We start from the raw sequence: 24,625 nt of genomic DNA, 5'->3' as shown, positions 1-24,625 counted from the left end.
TGCCGATCGGCCGGATGTGTCGGGCGGCGGTCAATGGGAAAGGGATTTGGATGAACAAGGCAATAACCGACGGTGTCCTGCTTATGCCGCCTGCGTTCAGCAACGGTCTGGACATGTGGTCGAGCAACAATGGCACGCCCGGTTCGAATACCTATGAAGATGCCACGAATGCCGCGCTGGTCGCTGCGGACCAGGATTTTGGCGGATGCCTGGAATTGCAGAAGGTCCAATCGTTGCAGATGCTGCGGTACAAGGGCGAGACGCCGCTGTTGCCGGGATGTTACCTGCAGATTCGGGCTCGCGTGAAGGCAATCGCGGGGGCTTTGCCTTCGGTGCGCATTGCCGGCTGGGCCGGTGGCGCGGGGGGCAGGCACATCAGTGGCAAGATCGAGGTCGGCCCGACGGTGGAGCTGGCCACCTATGGCGATGTGGTCGAGGTGGCCGCCATCGTCGGGCCGGGTGCGCGTGGTGGCGTGGACATGGCGTGGGGAGCCGAGGCGCTGTATGGGCATTTCGGTCTGGACCTGACCGGGCCCAATGGCGGTGTGGTACGAATCGACGATATCGAAATCGAGGATGTCACGCGCTTTTTCCTGCGCGACATGATCAGCGTTGTCGACGTGCGTGATTATGGCGCTATTGGCGATGGGGTGACCGATGACTCGGATGCTTTCATCGCTGCCGATGCTGCGGCGGAGGGTCGAACTATCCTTGTTCCCGGAGGGGTGTTCTATCTGGGCGATGACGTGACCCTGAATGCGCCGGTTGCGTTCGAGGGAACCGTCACGATGCCCGTCGACAAGATGTTGTTGCTGACCAAAAGCTATGACCTGCCGACCTATATCGACGCCTTTGGCGATGAGGAACTCGCCTTTGGCAAGGCGTTTCAGGCGCTGCTGAACAATTCCGATCACGAATCCCTGGACATGTGCGGCCGCAAGATCAGCGTGACCAGGCCTCTGGATATGCAGGCCGTCGTTCCGAACAAGACCAGCTATGCAACCCGCCGGGTGATCCGCAACGGCCAGTTCGATGCGGTTGGCGGATCGGTCTGGGACACCGAGGTTGTCAGGTCCGAGGCGACCTATTCGGCACGAAATGCCAGAATGCTGACCGGAGTGGCGAATATCGCAAATATCGCGGTGGGTGCGCTTGTGCAGGGTAACGGGGTCGGGCGCGAAATCTATGTCCGCTCCAAGAATGTCGAAGCCGGCGAGCTGACACTGAGCGCGCCGCTTTACGACGCGCAGGGAACTCAGGTCTACACGTTCTCGGATTTCAAATACATGATGGATTTCAGCGGCTTTGCCGGTCTGAGCAAATTCGTCCTGAGCGACATCGAGTTTCAGTGCGGCCGCCACGCGAGCGGAATCCGGCTGTCTCCGGCCGGCAAGGCGTTTCACCTGCGGGATTGTTTTATCAGCCGTCCAAAGGATCGCGGCATGACCTCGATCGGAACGGGGTGTCAGGGGTTGTTGGTCGACAGGTGCCAGTTCCTGTCTTCCGAAGATCCCGAGGATGTGCCAGATCGCACGTCGATTGCGCTCAACGTCAACGCCAATGATGCCAAGCTGCGGAACAACCGGTCGACTCGGTTCAAGCACTTTGCCTTGCTGGGCGGGTCCAACAGCGTGGTGATTGGCAATCACTTCTTTCAGGGTGATGGCACGTCGGGGGGGGTGCGCACGGCCGGGCTGGTGATCGCGGACAACTACTGCAATGCGACCATCACCGGCAATTACGTCGACAATTGCATGATCGAATGGACCAATGAGCGCGATCCCGAGCCGGATTTCGTCAGCGGCTATTCGTTTGCGGCGATGTGCATCACGGACAACATCATGCTGTGCGGCAATGTCGCCCCGTGGTTCAGCTTTATCGTGGTCAAGCCGCACGGGCGTGGGCATTTTCTGAATGGAGTCACCATCAGCGGAAACCGGTTCCACAGCATCAACGGCAATATCGACCGGGTCGAGCGCGTCGATACCAGTTTCTCGGACCTGGACTTTACCCTGACCAAGAAATTGACATTCGAGGCGAACGCATTTCACGGAATCGCCAGGCAGGCTGCAAACCCCATTCGGCTTCAGCACCAGGCCGCCAGCGCGTCTCAGACCTGGACGATTGGCGTCAAAGGGGACTTGCCGTTTGGCGGACGTATCCTGTCAGTCGATTCGGTTATGGCGCAGGGCCCCATCCGCAATGCCGTAGGGAGTGTTACCCATGCCATGCCTTATGCCCGGTCGCAACAGGGCGCGAACGGCGATCAACTGGCTTTGATCTGGCCGACACCGGTTCGGGGTGACGTCAGCGTGATTGCACGGATGGATCGCTAGCGGCCGTGCGTCAGGCCGGATCGCGACGGGTCCGGTAACTGCGGGCGTCAGCGTGACGGCCTTGCCAATGCGTTCATTCAGGTGCTGACGCCTGACGCGGAAATCCATGAAGGAACAGCCGGGCTTGGGATGGTCGCGCAGTCACTGCGCGGCCATTTTCATTTGCGCGGGCGAGGGTCGATCAGGAAAGCTGGTCGTGGCTCGCGGTGACTGGCGCGGCTGAATCCGGGGATGGCCCTCATCGTCTGTCGCGCCGAGCAGCAGTGAACAGCGCGGCGCGCATCGAAGGGCCTTGGTGTGCTCGGCCCGATCGAAGAGCTGTGGAGTTTTGCGATCATTTGGATGCTCTCGCAGTTGATAGGTGGAGCGCCGAGACAGGGGCGATGGCAGTCATCACTCGCTCAGAAACTGCGCCAGATGTTGAAGGTGAGGCCAATGGTTTTCTGCGTCGTGGAGCGCCCCTCAATGCCGAGCACCCAGGTGCTCTTGCCGACATCGAACATGATTCCCGGGGTGAACGACCAGCTGAAAGGCTGGTCGGGCACATAGGCGGTTTCGAGTTTGAGCAGGGGGCGGATACGCGGACCGGAGGACAGGCCCGCGACAAGATCAAGCTTCAGGCCGGGTTCGGGCAGCGCGCTGCGAACCTCGTAGGCAAGCTCTGCCCCCATCCATCCGTTTCCCCAGCGGCTTTCGAAGCCGCGCCCGACGGCAAGCGTCGCCTTGTACATCGGAAACCACTGCATCTGCTGTCGGTGCTTGCCAACGCCGATTTCCACCGCATAGCGCATCCGTTTTTCGGTGTTGCCGATGGGAAAGCGGGCGAAGAGCAGCGCATGTGCCGCCTTGGCGCGCACGTCGTTGACGTCCACCCCGAGGGTCATCCGGGGAATCAGCCCGTATTCCGCATAGAACTTGGTCTCGTAATCCGGGAGCGTAGCCCTGTTGCCCCGAATTGTGGTGCCGAAAGACAGGAATATCCGCTTGTGCTCGCGCAGCCAGGCTCCGGCGTGAACCGGGTGGACGCAAACCATGCAAACCAAAAACGCTGCAATCGCGAACCGCATCGCGCACCCTCCGTAGGCCAGCATCGGCAAGCTTGGTTAACAGCGGTTTAACCGGAGGCGGGTCTGCATTGGCCCAAGGCGAGGCCAAAGGTCAGGGGCGCAAGTAAAAGACCCCGCCGAAGCGGGGCCTTTCGTCATCTGGAACAGGCGTCGCGATTATTGCGGAATGTCGCCTTCGATGCCTTCGACATAGAAATTCATGCCGGCAAGCGTGCCGTCATCGGCGGTTTCTCCCTCGGCCAGCCACGGGCTGCCGTCTTGCTTGTTCAGCGGTCCGGTAAAGGGATGATGTTCGCCCGATGCAATTGCATCCTTGAGCGCGAGCGCCTCGGCCTTGACTTCGGCGGGCACCGCATCGGTGATTTCGCCAATTCCGACCATGCCCTCGGCGATCCCGTCCCACGTGTTCACGGTTTCCCAGGTTCCGTCCATCACGGCCTTGGTACGCGCGATGTAATAGGGGGCCCAGTTGTCGATGATCGAGCTGACCCGCGGGGAGGGGGCGTATTCGCTCATGTCCGAGGCCTGACCAAAGGTGATCACGTTGCCGGCGGCCTTGGCGGCGGCTTGTGGCGCGGTGGAATCCGTGTGTTGCAGGATCACGTCAGCCCCCTGTTCGATCAGGACCTTGGCAGCATCCGCTTCCTTGGCCGGGTCGAACCATGTGTAGGCCCAGACGATCTTGAACTGGACATCCGGATTGACCTTCTTGGCGTGGATATAGGCCGAGTTGATGCCCCGGATCACTTCGGGGATCGGGTAGGAACCGATATAGCCGACGATGTTGGACTTGGTCATGCTGCCCGCGATATGGCCCTGCACCGCGCGACCTTCGTAGAAGCGGGCGGAATAGACCGAGACATTGGGCGCCGTCTTGTAACCGGTCGCATGCTCGAATTTCACATTCGGGAATTTCTTGGCGACGTTGATTGTCTGGTCCATGTAACCGAAGGAGGTGGCAAAGATCAGGTCGGCCCCGTTCAGCGCCATCTGCGTCATGACACGTTCGGCATCCGGGCCTTCCGGCACGGATTCGACATAGGTGGTTTCCACCTTGTCGCCGAATTCGGCCACGACCGCTTGCCGGCCCTTGTCGTGTTCGTAGGTCCAGCCGCCATCGCCGACCGGCCCGACATAGACAAAGCCGATCTTGGTCTTGTCCTGCGCCATCGCGCCGGACGCCAGGCCCAACACCATCGCGGCGCTGGCAAGAAGTGTGGTGAGTTTCATCAGGTTCCCCCAGGTTGGTTTTGTTGGCCGCTCAGTGAGCGGCATGGAAGGTTCTGCCCAGCGATGCCGGTGCATTGCTTTTGTCTTTTGACAGGATCACCAGCACAAGAATTGTGATGAGATAGGGCGACATTGCCAGATACTCGACCGGAATGGCAACGCCTGCTGCCTGAAGGTTGAGTTGCAGTACGGTAATTCCGCCAAACAGATAGGCACCCAGCAGGACGCGCCAGGGTTTCCAGCTCGCGAACACCACCAGCGCCAGCGCGATCCAGCCGACACCGGCGGTCATGCCCTCGGTCCATTGGGGGACACGCACAAGGCTGATATAGGCGCCGCCCAGCCCGGCACAGGCGCCGCCGAACAGGATGGCGAGGACGCGGATACGCACCACCTTGTAGCCAAGCGCATGGGCGGCATCGTGGCTCTCGCCGACGGCGCGCAGGATCAGGCCGGCCCGGGTGAATTTCAGCGTTGCCCAGACCCCGGCCACGAGCGCGATTCCGAGATACAGCACGGCATCGTGGTTGAAGAGAATCGGACCGATGACCGGTATGTCGCTGAGCAGGGGAATATCGAGCCGACCTGTCGGGGGCGGTTTGATTCCCACATAGTTCTGGCCCATCAGCGCACTGAGGCCCAGGCCGAACAGGGTGAGCGCCAGCCCGGATGCCACCTGGTTCGCGAGAGCCACCTGCGTCAGCAGGACAAACAGCAGAGACAGGGCGGCTCCTCCGAGGGCGGCCGCGACAAAGCCGAGAAACGGCGAGCCGGTTTCCACGGCAACGGCAAAGCCGCTGATCGCGCCGACGATCATCATGCCCTCGACGCCGAGGTTCAGGACACCGGATTTTTCGGCCACCAGTTCGCCGATGCCGGCCAGCAGGATCGGGGTGGCCGCCACCATCAGCGAGGCGATCAGCAAAACGGGATTGATTGCAGACAGGTCCATATCAGGCCACCTCGCTCTTGCGCAGTCGGATGCGGTAATTGGTCAGGATATCCAGAGCCAGCAGAAAGAACAGCAGCATGCCCTGGAACACCTGGATTGCGGCGGCAGGCAGGCCAAGCTGGGACTGCGCGATTTCGCCACCGATATAGGTCAGCGCCATGAGCCCTCCGGCGAGCAGGATGCCCAGCGGGTGCAGCCGGCCGAGAAACGCCACGATGATCGCGGTAAAGCCGTAACCGACGTTGAAATCGATGGTGATCTGGCCCGCGGGCCCGGCCACCTCGAACAGCCCGGCCAGCCCGGCCAGAGCGCCGGATGTGCCAAGGCAGAACAGGATCAGCCGCGCGGGTTTGACCCCGGCAAACCGCGCCGCGCGCGGGGCTTCGCCGGTCAGACGGATGTGAAAGCCGAGCATGTGACGGTTGAGCAGCACATAGGCAAAGATCACTGCGATAAAGGCGAAAACGACGCCCCAGTGCATGCCGACATCCCGATTGATCCAGCTTGTCGCGCTGGCATATTCATTCAGATTCCGGCTGCCCGGAAAGCCAAAGCCCTGCGGGTTTTTCAGCAGTCCCAGCGACATCGAGGCCAGCATCTGTTCCGCCACATAGACCAGCATCAGCGAGACCAGGATCTCGTTGGTGCCGAACCGCACCTTGAGCAGTGCCGGGATCATCGCCCAGGCCCAACCGCCCACGGCCCCGCCAAGGATCATCAGCGGAAACACGATGATCGAGTCCATCGGATAGAAGGCGAGGCCGACACCGGCGCCGACAATCGCGCCCATGATGTATTGTCCCTCGGCCCCGATATTCCAGATCCCGGCCCGGAACCCGAGCGACAGGCCAATCGCGATCAGCACCAGCGGCGCCCCTTTGACCAGCAGTTGCGGGCGATAGTAGAACGCAAATTCACCGAACAGCGGATCCCAGAAAATGGTGCGGATGGCTTCGACAGGGTTCTTGCCCAGCATGGCGAACAGCACGCCACCAAAGAACATGGTGGCCAGAACCGCGATCAGTGGCGTCGCAATCGACCAGTTGCGGGATGGCTGCGGCCGTTTTTCCAGCACGATCATGCGCCCGTCTCCCGTTGTGCGGGCTGTTCTGGCTCAGACATGGGCCACCTCCATTCCATGTGCGCCGCCCATCATCAGGCCGATTTCGTCGATGGTCAGGCCCGTTGTGTCGCGGGGCGTGCTCAGGCGGCCTTCGTTCAGAGCGGCGAAGCGGTCGCTGATTTCCATGAGTTCATCCAGATCCTGGCTGATGCAGACCACCGCCGCGCCGTTCGCGGCAAGGTCGAGGATCGATTGCCGGATTGCGGCGGCGGCGCTGGCGTCCACGCCCCAGGTCGGCTGATTCACCACCAGCACGTCCGGGCGTTGCAGCACCTCGCGGCCGATTACGAATTTCTGCAGGTTCCCGCCCGACAACGATCGTGCCGCGTTGTCCGGACCGGGCGTGCGCACGTCGAAATCGGCGATGATCCGTTTTGCAAAATTCTCGGCATCGCGCCATTTCAGGAAACCGTTGCTCACTAGGTTCTCGCGCACCGATCCGGTCAGCATGGCGTTTTCCGTCAGGCTCATGTCCGGGGCCGCGGCGTGGCCCAGCCGTTCCTCCGGCGCGGTCAGCAGGCCAAGCCGCCGTCGCGCGGTCGGGCCCAGGTCGCCCACTGGCCGTCCGGCCAGCTTGACCGCGTCGGCGGCGGTCGTCACTTCGCCCGAAAGCACCGACAGCAGCTCGTCCTGCCCGTTGCCTGCAACGCCGCCAATGCCCAGAACCTCACCCTGACGGACGGTCATGTGGATGTTCCTGAGCGCCGTGCCGAAATCCGAGGGCGACGGCACCGACAGCCCGCTGATGTCCAGCGCGACCTCGCCAAGCTCGCGCCGCGAGCGTTCGGGCGGCTTCAGCGCGCTGCCGACCATCAGTTCGGCCATGTCGCGCGCGCTGGTCTCGGCGGGGATGCACTCGCCGACATTTTCGCCCAGACGCAGCACCGTGGCATGATCGCACAGGGTGCGGATCTCTTCGAGCTTGTGGCTGATATAGAGGATCGCGGTGCCCTCGGATTTCAACTTGCGCAGGGTCTGGAAGAGGATGTCCACCTCTTGCGGCGTCAGCACGCTGGTCGGTTCGTCCATGATCAGCAGCTTGGGGTCCTGCAACAGGCAGCGGATGATCTCGACCCTCTGGCGTTCACCGGCCGAGAGATCGCCCACCGTGCGAAAGGGATCGAGTGGCAGCCCGTAGGTTTCGGAAACGTCGCGGATACGTGCCGCAAGATCCCGCATGGCCGGCGGGTTTTCCATGCCAAGCGCGATGTTCTCTGCCACGTTCAGCGCATCGAACAGCGAAAAATGCTGAAATACCATTGCGATGCCATCCGCCCGCGCGGCGCGGGGTTCCGGCGGCGCATAGGTCCGGCCATTGAGCAGCATGGTGCCGCTGTCGGGTTTCACCAATCCGTAGATCATCTTGACCAGCGTCGATTTCCCGGCACCGTTTTCGCCCAGCAGGGCGTGGACCTGCCCGACGCCGATGTCAAAGGACACGTTGTTGTTGGCGATCACGCCGGGATAGGCCTTGGTCAGACCCTGAAGGCTCAGAAGGGGAACTGTCACGCGCTCACATCCTTTTTGGCATGTCTTGTTTGGTCGGACCGCATCAGCGCCGCCGCGACGCCGATGGCAATCATCTGCGGGTGCTTGCCCAGCGATGGATCGCCGATCGGGCAGGTGATGTCGGCAATCCGTCCGCCGGCATGGCCCAGGGCCGCCAGCCGCGACCGGAACCGCGCCCATTTGGTCTTCGATCCGATCAGCCCGGCAAAGGCAAATTCATGCCCCAGCAGCCGATGACACAGCTCGAGATCGAGCGTGTGCGAATAGGTCAGGATCAGGTGCTCGGCATCGGTCGGGGCATGCGGCACCAGCGCCGCGGGTTTGGCGGCGGATACGCTGGTCACGCCGGGTGCGAGGGTCTCGGGGAACCGGGTCGCGGCGGTATCGACCCAGGTGATCGCAAGGTCCGGCAGCGGCGCCAGGACCTGCACCAGCGCCCGCCCAACGTGACCGGCGCCCCAGATCCAGATCGGGCGCGTGGGCCGATGGACCGGTTCGATCATCCAGCCATCCAGCAGTTGCGGCGCGGGGGCCATGCCCTGCGCACGTGCGCCGGCCAGGACGCGGCGGACCGACATCGGCATGATTGCCGGACCATCGGTGGCGCGCGCGATCACGTCCGCGTCAAGCGCGGCCAGAGCGGCGGCGTCATAGACCTCGGTCAATAGGGTCACCGCGCCGCCACAGCATTGGCCCAGATCGGGGCCGAGTGCGTGATGACTCACCCCCGTGGAGGGCGTGCTGCGTGCGGCCTTGGCAGCCTGGAATTCAAGTGTTCCACCGCCGATCGTGCCGGATTGCCCTGTCTCCCAGACGAGCATCGCGGCGCCGACTTCGCGCGGGGAGGATCCGCGTATCGCGGCGATAACCACCCGGGTCACGCGACCGTGCGCGGCCACGGCGGCGCGTAACTCCTCCAGGTCAAATCCCATTGCGCACCCGCCGGATCGCCGTCCAGACCTGTTCGGCGGTCGCCGGTGCATCCAGCGCCGGGTAGGCATCGCCACAGGCGGCTATGGCATCGCTGAGCGCTAGAAAGGCCGAGATGCCCAGCATGAAGGGCGGTTCGCCCACCGCCTTGGAGCGATAGATCGTTTCTTCCCGGTTCTGCCCGTCCCACAGCGCGACGTTGAACACGTCCGGTCGGTCCGAACAGGCAGGGATCTTGTAGGTACTGGGCGCATGGGTGCGCAGGCGTCCCTTGTCATCCCAGACCAGTTCCTCGGTGGTGAGCCATCCCGCGCCCTGCACATAGCCGCCTTCGACCTGCCCGATATCCAGCGCCGGGTTCAGCGAGGCGCCCGCGTCATGCAGGATGTCGGCGCGCAGGATGCGGTTTTCGCCGGTCAGGGTGTCGATGGCGACTTCGGTCACGGCCGCGCCGTGGGCAAAATAGAAGAAGGGCCGCCCGCGTCCCTTGATCCGGTCCCATTCGAGCTTTGGCGTCTTGTAGAACCCGGTGGCGCTCAGGCTGACGCGCCCGGCATAGGCCAGCCCCGCGACCTCGGCAAATGTATAGGTCGCATCCGCCACCTGCACCTGCCCGTCGGAAAACCGCACGGTTGTGGCATCGGCCTGATGCCGCTCGGCCAGGAACGCGGCGATGCGGTCGCGGATCGTGTCGCACGCCGCCTTGACCGCCATGCCGTTCAGGTCGCTGCCGGACGAGGCCGCCGTGGCCGAGGTATTGGGCACCTTGGCGGTGTCGGTGGCGGTGATCTTGACCATCTCCAGAGGAATGCCGAACCGGCTCGCGGCGACTTGGGCCACCTTCTGGAACAGGCCCTGGCCCATCTCGGTCCCGCCGTGGTTCAGGTGAACCGAGCCGTCCTGATAGACATGCACCAGCGCCCCCGCCTGATTGAGATGCGTGAGGGTGAAGGAAATCCCGAATTTCACCGGAGAGAACGCGATGCCCTTCTTGATGATGTCGTGGCTGGCATTCCATTCGGCGATCGCGGCGCGGCGGGCGGCATAGTCGCTGCTCGCAAGCAAGGCTTCGGTCATGCCGTGCAACTCGAAATCCTCGACCACCTGGCCATAGGGCGTGGTGTTTCCGGCATCCGCGTCAGGCGCCTCGGCATAATAGTTGCGCTTGCGCACCTGGACCGGGTCCAGACCCAGATCATGGGCGATGTGGTCGATGACCCGTTCTATTCCCACCACCCCCTGCGGTCCACCGAACCCGCGATAGGCGGTGGCGCTCTGCATGTTGGTTTTCAACCGGTGGCTTTCGATCCGCGCATTTGGCAGCAGATAGGCGTTGTCCGCGTGCAGCATGGCCCGATCCGCGACCGGCAGCGTCAGATCCTGCGCCCAGCCGCCACGGGTGTACTGGGTGAATTCGACACCGCTGATGCGGCCGGTATCGTCGAACCCCGCCCGATAGGTGATGCGGAAGTCGTGGCGTTTGCCGGTGATGACCATGTCGTCATCGCGGTCATAACGCATCTTGCAGGCCTTGCCGGTCAGCCGTGCGGCCACCGCGCAGGCACAGGCGAGCGCATTGCCCTGGCTTTCCTTGCCGCCGAAACCGCCGCCCATGCGGCGGGTTTCCACCCGGACGCCATGCATCGGCACGCCGATGGCCTCGGCCACCTTGTGCTGAATCTCGGTCGGATGCTGGGTCGAGGAATGCACCAGCATGTCGCCGCCTTCCTGCGGTACCGCGAGCGCCGCCTGACCTTCGAGATAGAAATGTTCCTGTCCGCCGATCTCGATGCTGCCTTCGATCACATGCGATGCGGCTGCGATTGCGGCGGCGGCATCGCCTTTTTCATAGATGCGCGGACCGTCTTCGAACCGGCTGTCGGCCTTGAGCGCCTGTTCGACGCTCAACAGCGGTTCCGCCTCCTCGTAGGTGATCTCGCCCAGGCGCGCCGCCTTGCGGGCGGCAAGGTGGCTGCGGGCGATAACCAGAAAAATCGCCTGGCCCACGTGATGCACGGTGCCATCCGACAACAGCGGTTCGTCATGGGCCGATGGTGACACGTCATTGGCAAAGGGCAAATCTTCGGCGGTCAGAACCGCCACAACACCCTCGGCGGCGCGGACGGCGGCAAGGTCCATCGCGGTGATCCGGCCGCGCGCAATCCCGCTCTGGCCAAAGGCCAGATGCAGCGTACCGGCCGGCGTCGGGATGTCGTCGATATAACGCGCGCCGCCCGTCACATGAAGGGGCGCGGCGTCATGGGGTAGGGGGGCGGTGACACTCATGCGCTGACCTCCAGAACCGAAACCGTCTGCCCGCCATCCTCCGCAAAATATCGCGCCAGCATGGCCCGCGCCGTTTCCAGCCGGTAGCGTGCCGACGCCCGCATGTCGCTCATCGGGGTAAAGTCGGCGTCAAAGGCATCCTGGGCGGCGCTGATACCGGTGGCGGTCCAGGGCTGTCCGATCAGAGCGGTTTCGACCGTCCTTGCACGTTTGGGGGTGGCCGCCATACCACCAAATGCGATCCTGGCGGCGCGGACGATGCCGTCGTCCACGGTGATATTGAAACAGCCGCAGACGGCGGAAATGTCCTGATCGAACCGTTTGGACAGCTTGTAGCATCTGAGCCTGTCCGGCTGGCGCGCAAAGCTGACCGCCTCGACAAATTCACCGGGCGCACGGTCCTGCTTGCCGTAGGCGACGAAGAATTCTTCCAGCGGCAGGGCGCGTCGCGCATCCCCCTTGCGCAGGTGCAGGGTGGCCCCAAGCGCGATCAACGCGGGCGGGTTGTCACCGATGGGCGAACCATTGGCGATATTGCCACCCACGGTCGCCGCGTTTCGGACCTGCACGCTGGCATAGCGCCGGATCATCTCGGCATAGGATGGATGAAGATCGGCCATCGCCGCGCCCATCGCGTTCATATCGACCATCGCGCCTACCCGGATTTCGGTTTCGCCGATCTCGATATGCCGCAGATCGTCGCAGCGGTTGAGAAAGATGACTGGATCAAGATCGCGCAGCTGCTTGGTCACCCAGAGCCCGACATCGGTCGCACCGGCGACCAGCGTGGCGTCGGGATGGCGGGCATAGATCTCGGCAAGCGCGTCGGCGCTTTCTGGGATAAACGGCGCGGCGGGCGGAGCGGCGGGCGCATCGTCGCGCACCCATTGCGGCACCGGTTGCCCGGCGGCGGCCTCGGCCGCGCGGATGATCGGCGCATAGCCGGTACAGCGGCACAGATTTCCCGCCAGCTGGTCGTCATGATTGCTCGCCCCGTTCAGGTGGGCGGCGGTCATCGACATGACAAAGCCGGGCGTGCAAAATCCGCACTGGCTGCCGTGATGGGTGATCATCGCCTCCTGCACCGGATGCAGCGTGCCGTCGGGGCCGCTCACGCCTTCGACCGTGCGCACGGCCTTGCCCTGCAACTGCGGAAGAAAGAGGATGCAGGCGTTGAGCGCTCTTGCCCCGGTTCCGTCCGTCACCATCACCGTGCAGGCCCCGCAGTCGCCTTCGTTGCAGCCCTCCTTGGTTCCTGTCAGATGCCGTTCCTCGCGCAACCAGTCGAGCAACGTCATCGTCGGTGAAACACCTGACAACGCTACGGTCTCTCCGTTCAGAAGAAACGTGATGTCCATGTCTGAAACCCGTCGCAGTACCCTGTTGTGACCCGTTTTGCAGGTTTTCGATGCGACGTAGAACACCTGCGGGTCGTTTATTGAATTCAGGTTAGAAAGGTAGAGTGCGATCTGGCAAGGAAAACATATGCTGCACTGCGACATGAAGGCGGAAAAAGAAGTGCCGCCCTCCGGACCGCCTGTTGTCTAAAGGCTTTGATTCATGGATCATCCTGCCGCCGGTATGGTCAAGGAGTGAAAACGCCTTCAAATTTTTCAGAATAATCCGGCGACAATCGTCCCCATCCTGACAACACCTGAAAAAGCCGCTTTTACGTCTGCGCCGGATCGGGGTAGCGTGCGGCATGACCATCGATCCCCGATTCATCCACCTGCGCGTTCACACCGAATATTCGCTGCTGGAAGGCGCGGTTCGGCTCAAGAAACTGCCGGACATGTGCAAGGCCAATGACATGCCCGCCGTGGCCGTCACCGACAGCAACAACATGTTCTCGGCGCTGGAATTTTCGGTTACGGCGAGCGGCGCGGGCATCCAGCCGATCATCGGCTGTCAGGTCGACCTTGCCTATGTGGTGGTGCAGCCCGGAGAGAAACCGCGCGCGCCGGCGCCGCTCGTGCTGCTGGCGCAGTCCGAGAGCGGATATGAAAACCTGATGAAGCTGAACTCCTGCCTCTATCTCGACAAGGGTGGGCAGCTTCCGCAGGTCACGCCCGAGGACCTGGAGCGGCATTCCGGCGGGCTGATCTGTCTGACCGGTGGACCCAACGGGCCGCTCGGGATGTTGCTGCAGGCGGGTCAGCGCCCGGCAGCCGAAGACCTGCTCGGCCGGATGGTACGGGCCTTCCCCGACCGTCTTTACGTGGAACTTCAGCGGCACCCCGGCGAGGGAGGGCAACCCGAAGCCGAACGGCTGACCGAACAGGGCCATGTCGAGATGGCCTATGCGATGAATCTGCCGCTGGTGGCGACCAATGATGTCTATTTCCCCGAAACCAAGATGTACGAGGCGCATGATGCGCTGATCTGTATCAGCGAAGGTGCCTATGTCGACCAGCAGGAACCCCGGCGACGGTTGACCGCGCAGCATTATTTCAAGAGCCAGCAAGAGATGGTGACCCTGTTCGCCGACTTGCCCGAAGCGGTGGAAAACACCGTCGAGATCGCGCGCCGATGCGCCTTCATGGCCTATCGTCGCGATCCGATCCTGCCGAAATTCGCCGATGACGAGGTCGCCGAACTTCGCCGCATGGCAAATGAGGGCCTGCAGGCGCGCCTTGCGGTGATCCCGCACGCGGTCAGTGTCGAAGACTATCAGAAACGTCTGGATTTCGAGCTGGGCATCATCGAGGGCATGGGCTTTCCCGGCTATTTCCTGATCGTGGCCGACTTTATCCAGTGGGCCAAGGACAATGATATTCCCGTCGGACCCGGGCGCGGATCGGGCGCGGGCAGCCTCGTGGCCTATGCGCTGACCATCACCGACCTTGACCCGCTGCGCTATTCGCTGCTGTTCGAACGGTTCCTCAACCCCGAGCGGGTGTCGATGCCGGATTTCGATATCGACTTCTGCATGGACCGGCGCGAAGAGGTGATCCGCTATGTCCAGGAAAAATACGGGCGCGACAAGGTCGGGCAGATCATCACCTTTGGTGCGCTTCTGTCCAAGGCGGCGGTCCGAGACATCGGTCGCGTTCTGCAGATGCCCTATGGCCAGGTCGATCGCCTGTCCAAGATGATCCCGGTCGAAGGCGTCAAGCCGGTCAGCATCGAAAAGGCGCTGATCGACGAACCGCGCCTGCGCGAGGAGGCCAGGGCCGAAGAGGTGGTTGACCGGTTGCTGACCTATGGGCAGCAGGTCGAGGGGTTGCTGCGCAATGCCTCCACCCACGCTGCCGGCGTGGTGATCGGTGACAGACCACTGGACGCGCTCGTCCCGCTCTACCAGGACCCGCGCTCGGACATGCCTGCGACGCAGTTCAACATGAAGTGGGTGGAACAGGCCGGTCTGGTCAAGTTCGACTTTCTGGGGTTGAAAACCCTGACGGTGATCCAGAACGCGCTGGATCAGATTCTCGCCTCGGGCAGGCCGCTGCACGTGGCGGCGGACGGCACGCAGCTCTACGAGCCCGCGGAAGGCGCCGAGAACCAGATGAACCTGATCCCACTGGACGACGAAAAGACCTACAAGCTCTACGCCGCCGCCAGGACCGTGGCGGTGTTCCAGGTTGAAAGCTCGGGGATGATGGATGCGCTCAAGCGCATGAAGCCAACCTGTATCGAGGATATCGTCGCCCTGGTCGCGCTCTATCGTCCGGGGCCGATGGAAAACATCCCGACCTATTGCGAAGTCAAGAATGGCCAGCGCGAGATCACCTCGGTTCATCCGCTCATCGACCATATCCTGGAAGAAACCCAAGGCATCATCGTCTATCAGGAGCAGGTGATGCAGATCGCGCAGGTCATGGCAGGCTACAGCCTCGGTGGCGCGGACCTGCTGCGCCGGGCGATGGGCAAGAAGATCAAGGAGGCGATGGACGCCGAACGTCCCAAATTCGAAAAGGGCGCGGCGGAAAACGGTGTCGGCAGGAAAAAGGCGACCGAGGTTTTCGACCTGCTGGAAAAATTCGCCAATTACGGGTTCAACAAATCACACGCGGCGGCCTATGCCGTGGTCAGCTACCAGACCGCCTGGCTCAAGGCGAACCATCCGGTCGAGTTCATGGCCGGGGTGATGAACTGCGATATTCACCTGACCGACAAGCTGGCGGTCTATTTCGAAGAGGTGAAAAAGGCGCTGGATCTGCCATGGGTGCCGCCCTGCGTGAACCGCTCGGATGCAACCTTCAAGGTTGTGGATGGGGCGCTGGTCTACGCGCTCGGGGCGCTCAAGAATGTCGGTACCGAGGCGATGCGCCTGGTGACTGACGGGCGCAGGCAGGATGGCGTCGAGAAGCCCTTTGTCACGCTGTTCGATCTGGCGCGACGCGTCGATCTGAAGCGCGTGGGCAAGCGTCCGATGGAGATGCTGGCACGTGCCGGTGCGTTCGATCAGCTCGATTCCAACCGGCGTCGCGTGTTTGACAGCCTGGATGCGCTCGTTGCCTATTCGGCGGCGGTGCATGAGCAGAAGAACTCGAACCAGGTCTCGCTCTTTGGCGAGGCGGGCGAAGATCTCCCAGAACCACGCCTGTCTCAGGTCGATGACTGGCTTCCCGCCGAGCGTCTCGCCGAAGAGTTCAGGGCCGTCGGCTTCTACCTGTCCGGGCATCCGCTTGACGATTACGCCGCCTTTCTGAAACGCAAGGGTGTGATGACGCTGGAAGAGGTGCAGAAAAAGGCGGCGTCCTCGCCGCACGTGGCCAAACTGGCAGGGGTGGTCGCGGGGCGACAGGAACGTAAATCCGCGCGCGGCAACCGGTTTGCCTTTGCACAGCTTTCGGATGCGACCGGGGCCTACGAGGTGACGCTGTTCTCGGAGATCCTGGAAAAATCGCGCGGTTTTCTCGATGTCGGGTCCAAAGTGGTGATCACGGTCGAAGCCAACGTGGAAAGCGATCAGCTGAAGCTGCTGGCCCGTTCGGTCGTGCCGGTCGATGCGGCGATCGGTGAACTCGAGGCGGCTGGTCTGCGAGTGTTTATCGAAACTGTAGATGCCGTAGAGACGGTGGCGCGCGTCCTTGACGACGCCCGAATCGCTGCGCGCAACGCCGCGAGAGGCCCGGTACAGGTCTGCCTGATGGACCCCGCGCTACCCGGTGAGGTCGAGATGGAACTCGGGCAGGAATTCGCCATCAATCCTCAGATCAAGGGCGCGCTCAAGAGCCTGCAGGGCGTAATGATGGTCGAGGATCTCTGATGCAGTTTGGGGGGCTCTGCCCCCGCCGCCTTGCGGGCGTCTCCCCCGGAGTATTTTCACAAAGATGAAGATCCGGGGTCTACCCTTTCATCTTTGTCCCAATACTCCGGGGAGTTTGAGGGGCAGCGCCCCTCATCGTTTTTCCGGCTCAGTAATGCGGCGGGCGTTCGTCGCCAATGATCACCCCGCCACCACGCTCGGCATCGCGTTCGCCTTCGCGTTGCATGAGCATGTGGACGCGCCGCGTCAGCGTGTCGATCTCTCTCTGTTGGCGCGCGACCACGTCGCTGAGTTCATCCATGCTGCGCAGCAGGTGGGCGATTTTCTCTTCAAGATGTTGCATGGTGGTACCTCATTGCTTCGGCGCGCTCATAGCGTGGTTTTGCGTCTTTTCCAACGGCTGCACCTGCGCTGCCTTGCTCCTGTGGTGACCTTGGGCTAGACCGCGCCGCAACCGGACTGCCCAAGGACTCTCGATATGGCCAAGACCAAGAAACAGCCCCGCCCCAGGGCCGAGACACCCAAGGGGTTCCGCGATTATTTCGGTGCGGAAGTCACGCAGCGCAGTGAGATGTTGCAGGCGATTGCGGCGGTCTACCATCGCTACGGGTTTGACGCTTTGGAGTCTTCGGCGGTCGAGACGGTAGAGGCGCTGGGCAAATTCCTGCCTGACGTCGACCGGCCGAATGAAGGAGTCTTTGCCTGGCAGGAGTTTGACGATAACGACCGGGGCGACTGGCTGGCCTTGCGATACGACCTGACGGCGCCGTTGGCGCGGGTCTACGCCCAGCACCGCAATGATCTGCCCATGCCGTATCGCCGCTATGCGATGGGGCCGGTCTGGCGCAACGAGAAGCCGGGGCCGGGGCGGTATCGCCAGTTCTATCAATGCGACGCCGACACGGTGGGTACGGCGAGCATGGCGGCGGATGCAGAGATTTGCGCGATGCTGTCCGATACGCTCGAGGCCGTCGGCATCGCGCGCGGAGATTACGTGATCCGTATCAACAACCGCAAGGTTCTGAATGGCGTGATGGAAGTGGCCGGCGTGCTCGACCCGCAAGACCCCGGCAAACATGCCGAGGCGCGCGGCATTGTCCTGCGCGCGATCGACAAGCTCGACCGGCTGGGGCCGGACGGGGTGCGGGCGCTGTTGGGCGAGGGGCGCAAGGATGACAGCGGCGATTTCACCGAGGGCGCAGGCCTCGGGGATGCGCAGGCCGAGATCGTCATGGGGTTCATGGACGCACGGCGTGACACCGGCGCGCAAACGGTGGCCCGGCTGCGTGAACTGGTTCAGGGGTCGTCCATGGGCGAGGACGGTGTCGGTGAATTGCAGGATATCGCCGACCTCCTGGCCGCGCAGGGCTATGGTGCCGACCGTATCATCATCGATCCCTCCGTGGTGCGTGGTCTGGGATACTATACCGGGCCGGTCTATGAGGCCGAACTGACCTTCGAGATCTTTGACGACAAGGGCCGCAAACGGCAGTTCGGTTCGGTTGCCGGTGGGGGCCGCTATGACGATCTCGTCAAGCGCTTTACAGGGCAGGCCGTGCCGGCGACCGGGGTGTCCATTGGTGTTGATCGCCTTTTGGCGGCATTGCGGGAAAAGGGGCGGATCAAGCCGGGTGAACATGGGCCTGTGGTGGTCACCGTGATGGATCGGGATCGCATGGCGGATTATCAGGCGATAGTGGCGGAGTTGCGCAACGCGGGTCTGCGTGCCGAGGTGTATCTGGGCAATCCCAGGAATTTCGGGAACCAGTTGAAATATGCGGATCGGCGCAACAGCCCGGTGGCGATCATCGAGGGCGGCGACGAACGGGAACGTGGTGTGGTGCAGATCAAGGATCTGATCCTTGGCGCGCGGATCGCCGAAAACGCAACGCTGGAGGAGTGGAAGGAACGCCCCAGCCAGTTCGAGGTGGCGCGCGACGAGATGCTGGCCAAGGTGCGCGAGATCCTCGCTCTGCACGAGATCGGGACGAATTGATGCCAACGCGGGCCGAGACGCTGGCCGAAGCCGCGCGCCTTCGTGCGCTGTTTCAGGCCGCCGGGGCATTGCCGATCGAAACGCCGATCCTGCAGCCTTCTGAAACGCTGTTGGATCTTTACGGCGAAGACATTCGCGCCCGGGCCTATGTGACCAGCGATGCCTTGCATGGCGAACAGATGTTGCGCCCGGATTTCACCGTACCCGTTGTGCAGATGCATATGGAATTTGGAGCCGAACCGGCGCGATACACCTATTCGGGCGAGGTTTTCCGTCATCAGGACGAACATCCCGAGCGGGCGAGCGAATATGTGCAGGTCGGCTACGAACTGTTCGACCGCAGCAATCCCGCGACGGCGGATGCCGAGGTCTTTGCGCGCATTGCCGAGGCGGTCGCAGGCTTGAACCTGCGGGCGGCGACCGGTGACATCGGCATCCTGATGGCTGCGGTTCGCGGGCTGAACACCAACGAGCGGCGCAAGCGGGCGCTGATGCGCCATATCTGGCGGCCCCGGCGCTTCCGGGTCTTGCTCGAGCGGTATTCGCGACGCGCGCCTGTGCCGCCGAAACGCGCGAAACTGCTGGCGCTGGAGGACCCGTTGTCGGTCGATGTGCCCTGGATCGGCAAGCGCGGGCAGGCAGAACTTGCCGAGCGGATCGAGGCCCTTCGTGCGGAAGCCGAAGCGCCGCCGATCAGCGCAACCGAGTTGTCGGCGCTGGACAACCTGCTGTCGGTACGTGAGACGGCGCCTTACGCGCTGGGCCATCTGCGCGACATCGCAGTGGATCTGCCGTCTATCACGCCGTCGCTCTATCTGCTGGAGGCCCGGCTGGGCGCGTTGGACGCTTGCGGAATCGATGTCGAGAATCTCGATTTCGAGGCCAGCTATGGCCGGACGTCGATGGAATATTACGACGGTTTCGTCTTCGGATTCTATGCCGAGCGTCGTCCGGATTTGCCACCGATAGCCACCGGGGGGCGGTATGATGCCCTGACCCGGCAGTTGGGCGGAGGCAGCGAGATCCCGGCCGTTGGCGGCGTGCTGCGTCCTGGTCTGATGCTGGAACTCCGGGAGGGTTTGGCATGAGTATCAAGCTGGGCGTGCCGTCCAAGGGACGGTTGATGGAAAAGACATTCGGCTGGTTCGCCAAACGGGGGATTACCCTGACGCGCACCGGTTCGGAGCGGGAATATGCCGGTGTGGTGACGGGGATCGACGGCGTTGATCTGGTCCTGCTGTCCGCCGGTGAAATCCCGCGCGAACTGGCTGCGGGGCGTATTCACCTGGGTGTCACCGGGACCGATCTGGTCCATGAGAAGTTGCCGCTCTGGGAGCAGCAGACCGAAGAGGTCAGCCCGCTGGGCTTTGGCCATGCGGACCTGGTGCTGGCGGTGCCGAAATGCTGGCTTGATGTGGATACGCTGGATGATCTGGATGCTGTCGCGGCGGCATTTCGGGCGCGGCACGGACATCGGCTGCGTATCGCGACCAAATATCACCGGCTGGTGCATGGCTTCCTGCGCGAGACCGGCGTGGCGGATTACCAACTGGTCGACAGCCAGGGGGCGACCGAGGGCACGGTGATGAACGAAACCGCCGAGATGGTGGCCGACATCACCTCTACCGGGGACACGCTGCGGGCCAATCACCTGAAGATCCTGTCTGACGGTCTGGTCCTGCGCAGCCAGGCGACGCTGTGGCGCAGCCGGTCCGCACCGGTGAGTGACGCGGACCGTGAAACGTTGAAGACCCTGATCAGGCAGGTGGGTTAACGGGCCGTCACCCCGCCGGACCAGCGCAACCAGCTTTCGGGCGACGATCTGAACACGTTCAGATCGACCGGGCCGTCGACGCCCGGTACGATTCCGGTACCGGTATATTGCCAGAAGGTCCAGAACGCGCCGGGATAGACGGTGCGGGGATGACCCGCGACCGAGCGCAGCCAGAATTCCGTATCGCGCAGCCGGCCGATGCCGGTTTCGGCAAAGAAATCGACCGTGGTGTAAACCACCGGGCGGCGACCGTAATATGCTTCGAGCGTGTCGAGGAATATTTCGGCCTCGGCGCGGATGGTTTCGCCGTCCGGGCGCAGGCGGCAGGTGCGCGACTGGTGGTTCCATTCCAAGTCGAGCACATGCGGCAGGTCGGAACTGTTGCGCGGGACATTCTGGATGAACCAGGCGGCCTGCTCGCGCGCCGTTCGGCAGAAATAGTAGAAATGATATGCGCCCTGACGAACCCCGGCGCGGCGTGCGCCCTGCCAGTGCTCGCGGAACATCGGATCGATGTAATCGCCGCCTTCGGTGGCCTTGATGAAGGCAAAATTGATCCCGGCGGATTTCACACGCGACCAGTTGATATCCCCCTGATACCGCGCGACGTCGATGCCGTGGATCGGATAGGAATAGGGATCGCGGCCTTTCCAAGGGTGCGGTTTGGAGTCGCCATATCGCGGATAGACGAGAAGGTTCGTCTCGGGATCCAGCTTGGCAGGTACCACCGGCGCCGTCCGGTCGGCGCGTCCACCACAACTGGCGAGGATGGCCGCCGCCAGCAGCGCCACCAGGATTCTGTACATTGTCGTTCTCCTGCTCGATGCCGTCTCTGTGTGCGGCCTTGTTGTTGGAGTCGATGCTTTTCTAGACGATATCGCGCCCCTGCAACAGCGATATGTTGGTACGCGGGATCAGATCACGCCAATCTCTGCCAGCGCGCGATTGAGCTCCATGGGCAGGACGTCATCCGCGTCGCGGCCTTCGGGCAGGTCCGGCGGTGCATCGCCGGACGGCAGATAGCGCCACCCCTGGAACGGGCGGCGCAGCACCGAATGCGTGCGCTGCAATCTCTTGTCCAGCACGATGGCGCAGCGGCGAATGCCGTCGCTGCCTACCACCTCATCCAGCCGCAGCACCCGCTGACGGCACTGGATCAGACCTTTGATCACCCAGTAGATCGAGCCGCCGTTCAGGAGTTCGGCCTCGCGTTTCGGCCACATCCGCGTGACATGGCGAGGCAGCCCGTCCTCCGATTGCGCGCGGCGGGTCTTTTGCCATTGCAACAGATCCTCGACGCTTTCGGTGCCGACGGAGAGTTTGATCAGATTGACGGTCTTGTCCACAGAGTCGCCTCCACTAGAGGGTTTATATGGTAGTGGATATTGACCCCGCTTCAAGCTATTGTGGTTGCCTGCCAGGAAAGGATTCGGATCATGAGCCGATTTGCCGCCCCGATCGCCGAACAGATATGGGACATGAAATACCGGTTCAAAGAGGCCGACGGGAGCCCGATCGACCAAAGCGTCGAGGATACATGGCGCCGGATCGCACGGGACCTGGCCAGCCATGAAAAGACCCCCGAAGCCTGGGAAGACCGGTTCTTTTCGGCACTGGAAGATTTCAAATACCTGCCCGCAGGGCGCATCACCGCCGGAGCGGGAACGGCACGGCAGGTGACGCTGTTCAACTGTTTCGTGATGGGCACGGTACCGGACAGCATGGGCGGTATCTTCGAGATGCTGAAAGAGGCCGCGCTGACCATGCAGCAGGGCGGCGGGATCGGCTATGATTTCAGCACGATCCGCCCCAAGGGCGCGGATGTGAAAGGTGTTGCCGCCGATGCCAGCGGGCCGCTGTCTTTCATGGATGTCTGGGACGCCATGTGCCGCACCATCATGTCGGCAGGCAGCCGGCGCGGTGCGATGATGGCCACGATGCGTTGCGATCATCCGGACGTGGAACAGTTCATCACGGCCAAGTCCGACTCGGCCCGGCTGCGCATGTTCAACCTGTCGGTGCTGGTGACCGATGACTTCATGCGCGCGGTCAAGGATGACGGGCCGTGGGACCTGCAATTCGATGGCAAGGTCTATCACACGTTGCAGGCGCGAGACCTGTGGAACAAGATGATGCGCGCGACCTATGATTATGCCGAGCCGGGCGTGATCTTCATCGACCGCATCAATGCCGCCAACAACCTGGCCTATTGCGAGACCATCGCGGCGACCAATCCCTGTGGCGAACAGCCCCTGCCACCCTATGGCGCCTGCCTTCTGGGGTCGATCAACCTCGCGCGTCTGGTGACCGATCCGTTCGGGGATGCGGCGCAGCTGGACGAGACGGCGCTGTCCGACCTGGTCACGACGGCGGTGCGCATGATGGACAACGTGGTGGACGTTTCCAAATTCCCGCTGCCGGCACAGGCCGAGGAAGCCCGCAACAAGCGCCGCATCGGATTGGGCGTGACCGGGTTGGCGGATGCGCTCCTGATGCTGGGGCTGCGCTATGGGTCGGAGGAGGCGGCGCGGCAGACCGAGCGCTGGCTGCACGCGATCGCCCGCGCCGCGTATCTGGCGTCGGTGGATTTGGCGAAGGAGAAGGGTGCCTTTCCGCTCTTCGATGCCGAGAAATACCTCGCCAGTGGCACCATGCAGCATATGGATGAAGACGTGCGCGAGGCCATTCGCGCACACGGCATCCGCAATGCCCTGCTGACCAGCATCGCACCCACCGGCACCATCAGCCTCTATGCCGGAAATGTCTCGTCCGGGATCGAACCGGTCTTCGCCTATGCCTACAAGCGCAAGGTGTTGCAGAAGGACGGCAGCCGTACCGAGGAAGAGGTCGTCGATTACGCGGTGCAGATGTGGCGCGACACTTTCGGTGACGTCGCACTGCCGGACTACTTCGTGAACGCCCAGACCCTGTCGCCCGCCGACCATGTCCGCATGCAGGCCGCCGCGCAGAAATGGGTGGATTCCTCGATCTCTAAGACCATCAACTGTCCCGAGGACATCAGTTTCGACGCGTTCAAGGATGTCTACATGCAGGCGTGGGATTCCGGCTGCAAGGGTTGCACCACCTATCGTCCGAACGAGGTGACGGGAAGTGTTCTGAGTGTCGCCGAAAATGACGCCGCGACGCCGGGTGCCGACACACTCTATGACACGATTCGCGGTGCGGCAGACCGTGCCGGTCTTTCTGACAAGGCGCTTTCGCTGAAAGCCGGTCTGGCCGCCGGATATGTCCAGTCGATAAAGCAGGAAGGTAAATCACCGCCTTTCGACGCGCTGCAGAAAATAGCGGATGCACTGGAACTGCCCGTTGACGCGCTGACCGGCGCCTTGGAGCAGCCGGTGGTGGTTGCGACCTCGAATTCCGAACCCCGGACGCCGCATGGCGACGTGATCTACATGTCCGAACCGCTGGACCGCCCCAGCGAGCTTGAAGGCAACACTTACAAGGTGAAATGGCCCGACAGCGAACACGCGCTCTACATCACCATCAACGACATCGTCATCAACGGTCATCGCCGCCCGTTCGAAGTCTTCATCAATTCCAAGAACATGGAGCATTTCGCCTGGACCGTGGCCCTGACGCGGATGATCAGCGCGGTGTTCCGCCGGGGCGGCGACGTCAGTTTTGTGGTGGAGGAGTTGAAAGCCGTGTTCGATCCCCGCGGCGGCGCCTGGGTTCAGGGCAAGTACATCCCGTCGATCCTGGCAGCGATCGGAGGCGTGATAGAGCGCCACATGATCGCAATCGGTTTCCTGGAAGGCGAGGGAATGGCGCTGAAATCCGACCCTCAGGCACAGGTGGTGAACACCGACGCCTCTCGCGGCAAGGCGTGTTCCAGTTGCGGCCAATACGACATGCGCATGATCGAAGGCTGCATGACCTGCGCCAGCTGCGGATATTCGAGATGTGGATAGGCTTTGAGCTGGCCTCGGCTGAGTGTGGAACGACACATAAGGTGACATTTGTTGACGCCGAGTTGCTATTTCTTGGCGTCAAACCTGCAACTTTCATAGCAGACTTTTGCGTGTTCCATTATTTAGGCGCTTATTTTGTTGAAAAACTCGCCCTTGATCGAAGGGGCGTCGGCTGATTCAATTCCTGCGTTGGATGGGAGGATCGGCGATGATGGGACCGCGGCAGGAGGCGCAACCGGCGCTGTTTTATGAGTTCTCGCTAGAGGATCACG

Annotated in this window: 17 protein-coding genes; 6 read left to right on the top strand and 11 right to left on the bottom strand. The window is 62.6% G+C overall.

The genetic code is table 11. The annotated features are described in order from the left end of the window. Positions 1-50: 50 nt before the first annotated feature. Positions 51-2,336: a right-handed parallel beta-helix repeat-containing protein gene (locus tag AB9K34_RS03185; RefSeq protein ID WP_369953002.1), complete on the top strand. Its 2,286-nt coding sequence runs from the start codon at positions 51-53 to the stop codon at positions 2,334-2,336. 401 nt (positions 2,337-2,737) lie between these two features. Here AB9K34_RS03185 and AB9K34_RS03180 read toward each other — a convergent pair whose 3' ends face one another. The 8 genes from AB9K34_RS03180 to AB9K34_RS03145 form a co-directional block, all read right to left on the bottom strand. After that, positions 2,738-3,403 carry a hypothetical protein gene (locus AB9K34_RS03180; RefSeq protein ID WP_369953001.1) on the bottom strand — a complete coding sequence of 222 codons (666 nt, stop codon included), beginning with the start codon at positions 3,401-3,403 and terminating at the stop codon, positions 2,738-2,740. A gap of 156 nt (positions 3,404-3,559) precedes the next feature. Then, on the bottom strand, positions 3,560-4,633 hold the full coding sequence (locus AB9K34_RS03175) for a BMP family ABC transporter substrate-binding protein (RefSeq protein ID WP_369953000.1): 1,074 nt from the start codon (positions 4,631-4,633) through the stop codon (positions 3,560-3,562). A gap of 31 nt (positions 4,634-4,664) precedes the next feature. Beyond that, positions 4,665-5,585, bottom strand: coding sequence for an ABC transporter permease (locus tag AB9K34_RS03170; RefSeq protein ID WP_369952999.1), 921 nt, complete (start codon positions 5,583-5,585; stop codon positions 4,665-4,667). Position 5,586: 1 nt separating this feature from the next. Further along, a complete protein-coding gene (locus AB9K34_RS03165) occupies positions 5,587-6,666 on the bottom strand; it encodes an ABC transporter permease (RefSeq protein WP_369952998.1) in 1,080 nt (359 codons plus the stop codon). 33 nt (positions 6,667-6,699) lie between these two features. Further along, positions 6,700-8,217, bottom strand: a complete 1,518-nt coding sequence (locus AB9K34_RS03160; RefSeq protein WP_369952997.1) for an ABC transporter ATP-binding protein — start codon at positions 8,215-8,217, stop codon at positions 6,700-6,702. After that, positions 8,214-9,149, bottom strand: coding sequence for a xanthine dehydrogenase accessory protein XdhC (xdhC, locus tag AB9K34_RS03155; RefSeq protein WP_369952996.1), 936 nt, complete (start codon positions 9,147-9,149; stop codon positions 8,214-8,216). Before xdhC ends, AB9K34_RS03160 begins: the two co-directional genes overlap by 4 nt. Further along, positions 9,139-11,433 (bottom strand): xanthine dehydrogenase molybdopterin binding subunit, encoded by a 2,295-nt coding sequence (gene xdhB, locus AB9K34_RS03150; protein ID WP_369952995.1) that lies wholly within the window; start codon positions 11,431-11,433, stop codon positions 9,139-9,141. The genes xdhC and xdhB overlap by 11 nt, the downstream gene beginning before the upstream one ends. After that, on the bottom strand, positions 11,430-12,791 hold the full coding sequence (locus tag AB9K34_RS03145; protein WP_369952994.1) for a xanthine dehydrogenase small subunit: 1,362 nt from the start codon (positions 12,789-12,791) through the stop codon (positions 11,430-11,432). Before AB9K34_RS03145 ends, xdhB begins: the two co-directional genes overlap by 4 nt. Before the next feature lie 344 nt (positions 12,792-13,135). On the opposite strand from AB9K34_RS03145, the gene dnaE reads away from it, so the two are divergent. Then, a complete protein-coding gene (gene dnaE / locus AB9K34_RS03140) occupies positions 13,136-16,648 on the top strand; it encodes a DNA polymerase III subunit alpha (RefSeq protein WP_369952993.1) in 3,513 nt (1,170 codons plus the stop codon). A gap of 148 nt (positions 16,649-16,796) precedes the next feature. Here the strand turns inward: dnaE and AB9K34_RS03135 are convergent, their stop codons facing one another. Further along, positions 16,797-16,991: a SlyX family protein gene (locus AB9K34_RS03135; RefSeq protein WP_369952992.1), complete on the bottom strand. Its 195-nt coding sequence runs from the start codon at positions 16,989-16,991 to the stop codon at positions 16,797-16,799. A gap of 135 nt (positions 16,992-17,126) precedes the next feature. On the opposite strand from AB9K34_RS03135, the gene hisS reads away from it, so the two are divergent. Genes hisS through hisG form a run of 3 tightly spaced genes read left to right on the top strand, consistent with a single transcriptional unit; the run spans position 17,127 to position 20,418 of the window. Further along, a complete protein-coding gene (gene hisS, locus AB9K34_RS03130) occupies positions 17,127-18,644 on the top strand; it encodes a histidine--tRNA ligase (RefSeq protein WP_369952991.1) in 1,518 nt (505 codons plus the stop codon). Beyond that, the gene (locus AB9K34_RS03125) at positions 18,644-19,732 is read left to right on the top strand and encodes an ATP phosphoribosyltransferase regulatory subunit (protein WP_369952990.1); all 1,089 of its coding nucleotides are present in this window, start codon (positions 18,644-18,646) and stop codon (positions 19,730-19,732) included. The genes hisS and AB9K34_RS03125 overlap by 1 nt, the downstream gene beginning before the upstream one ends. Next, entirely contained in the window at positions 19,729-20,418 is a 690-nt protein-coding gene (gene hisG / locus AB9K34_RS03120) for an ATP phosphoribosyltransferase (RefSeq protein WP_369952989.1), read from the top strand. Before AB9K34_RS03125 ends, hisG begins: the two co-directional genes overlap by 4 nt. Here hisG and AB9K34_RS03115 read toward each other — a convergent pair. Both AB9K34_RS03115 and AB9K34_RS03110 read right to left on the bottom strand, forming a co-directional pair. Continuing rightward, complete coding sequence (locus AB9K34_RS03115; protein WP_369952988.1) at positions 20,415-21,224, bottom strand: GH25 family lysozyme; 810 nt, start codon at positions 21,222-21,224, stop codon at positions 20,415-20,417. The genes hisG and AB9K34_RS03115 overlap by 4 nt on opposite strands. Positions 21,225-21,332: 108 nt before the next feature. Further along, on the bottom strand, positions 21,333-21,764 hold the full coding sequence (locus tag AB9K34_RS03110; protein ID WP_369952987.1) for a DUF1489 family protein: 432 nt from the start codon (positions 21,762-21,764) through the stop codon (positions 21,333-21,335). Between the two features lie 90 nt (positions 21,765-21,854). On the opposite strand from AB9K34_RS03110, the gene AB9K34_RS03105 reads away from it, so the two are divergent. Continuing rightward, entirely contained in the window at positions 21,855-24,353 is a 2,499-nt protein-coding gene (locus AB9K34_RS03105) for an adenosylcobalamin-dependent ribonucleoside-diphosphate reductase (RefSeq protein ID WP_369952986.1), read from the top strand. The last annotated feature ends 272 nt before the right edge of the window (positions 24,354-24,625 follow it).

The sequence above is a fragment of the Sedimentitalea sp. XS_ASV28 genome, from assembly GCF_041224545.1.
GTDB lineage: Bacteria > Pseudomonadota > Alphaproteobacteria > Rhodobacterales > Rhodobacteraceae > Sedimentitalea.
The sequence above is the reverse complement of the archived record's forward strand: the minus strand, read 5'-3'. Positions and strand labels throughout refer to the sequence as shown.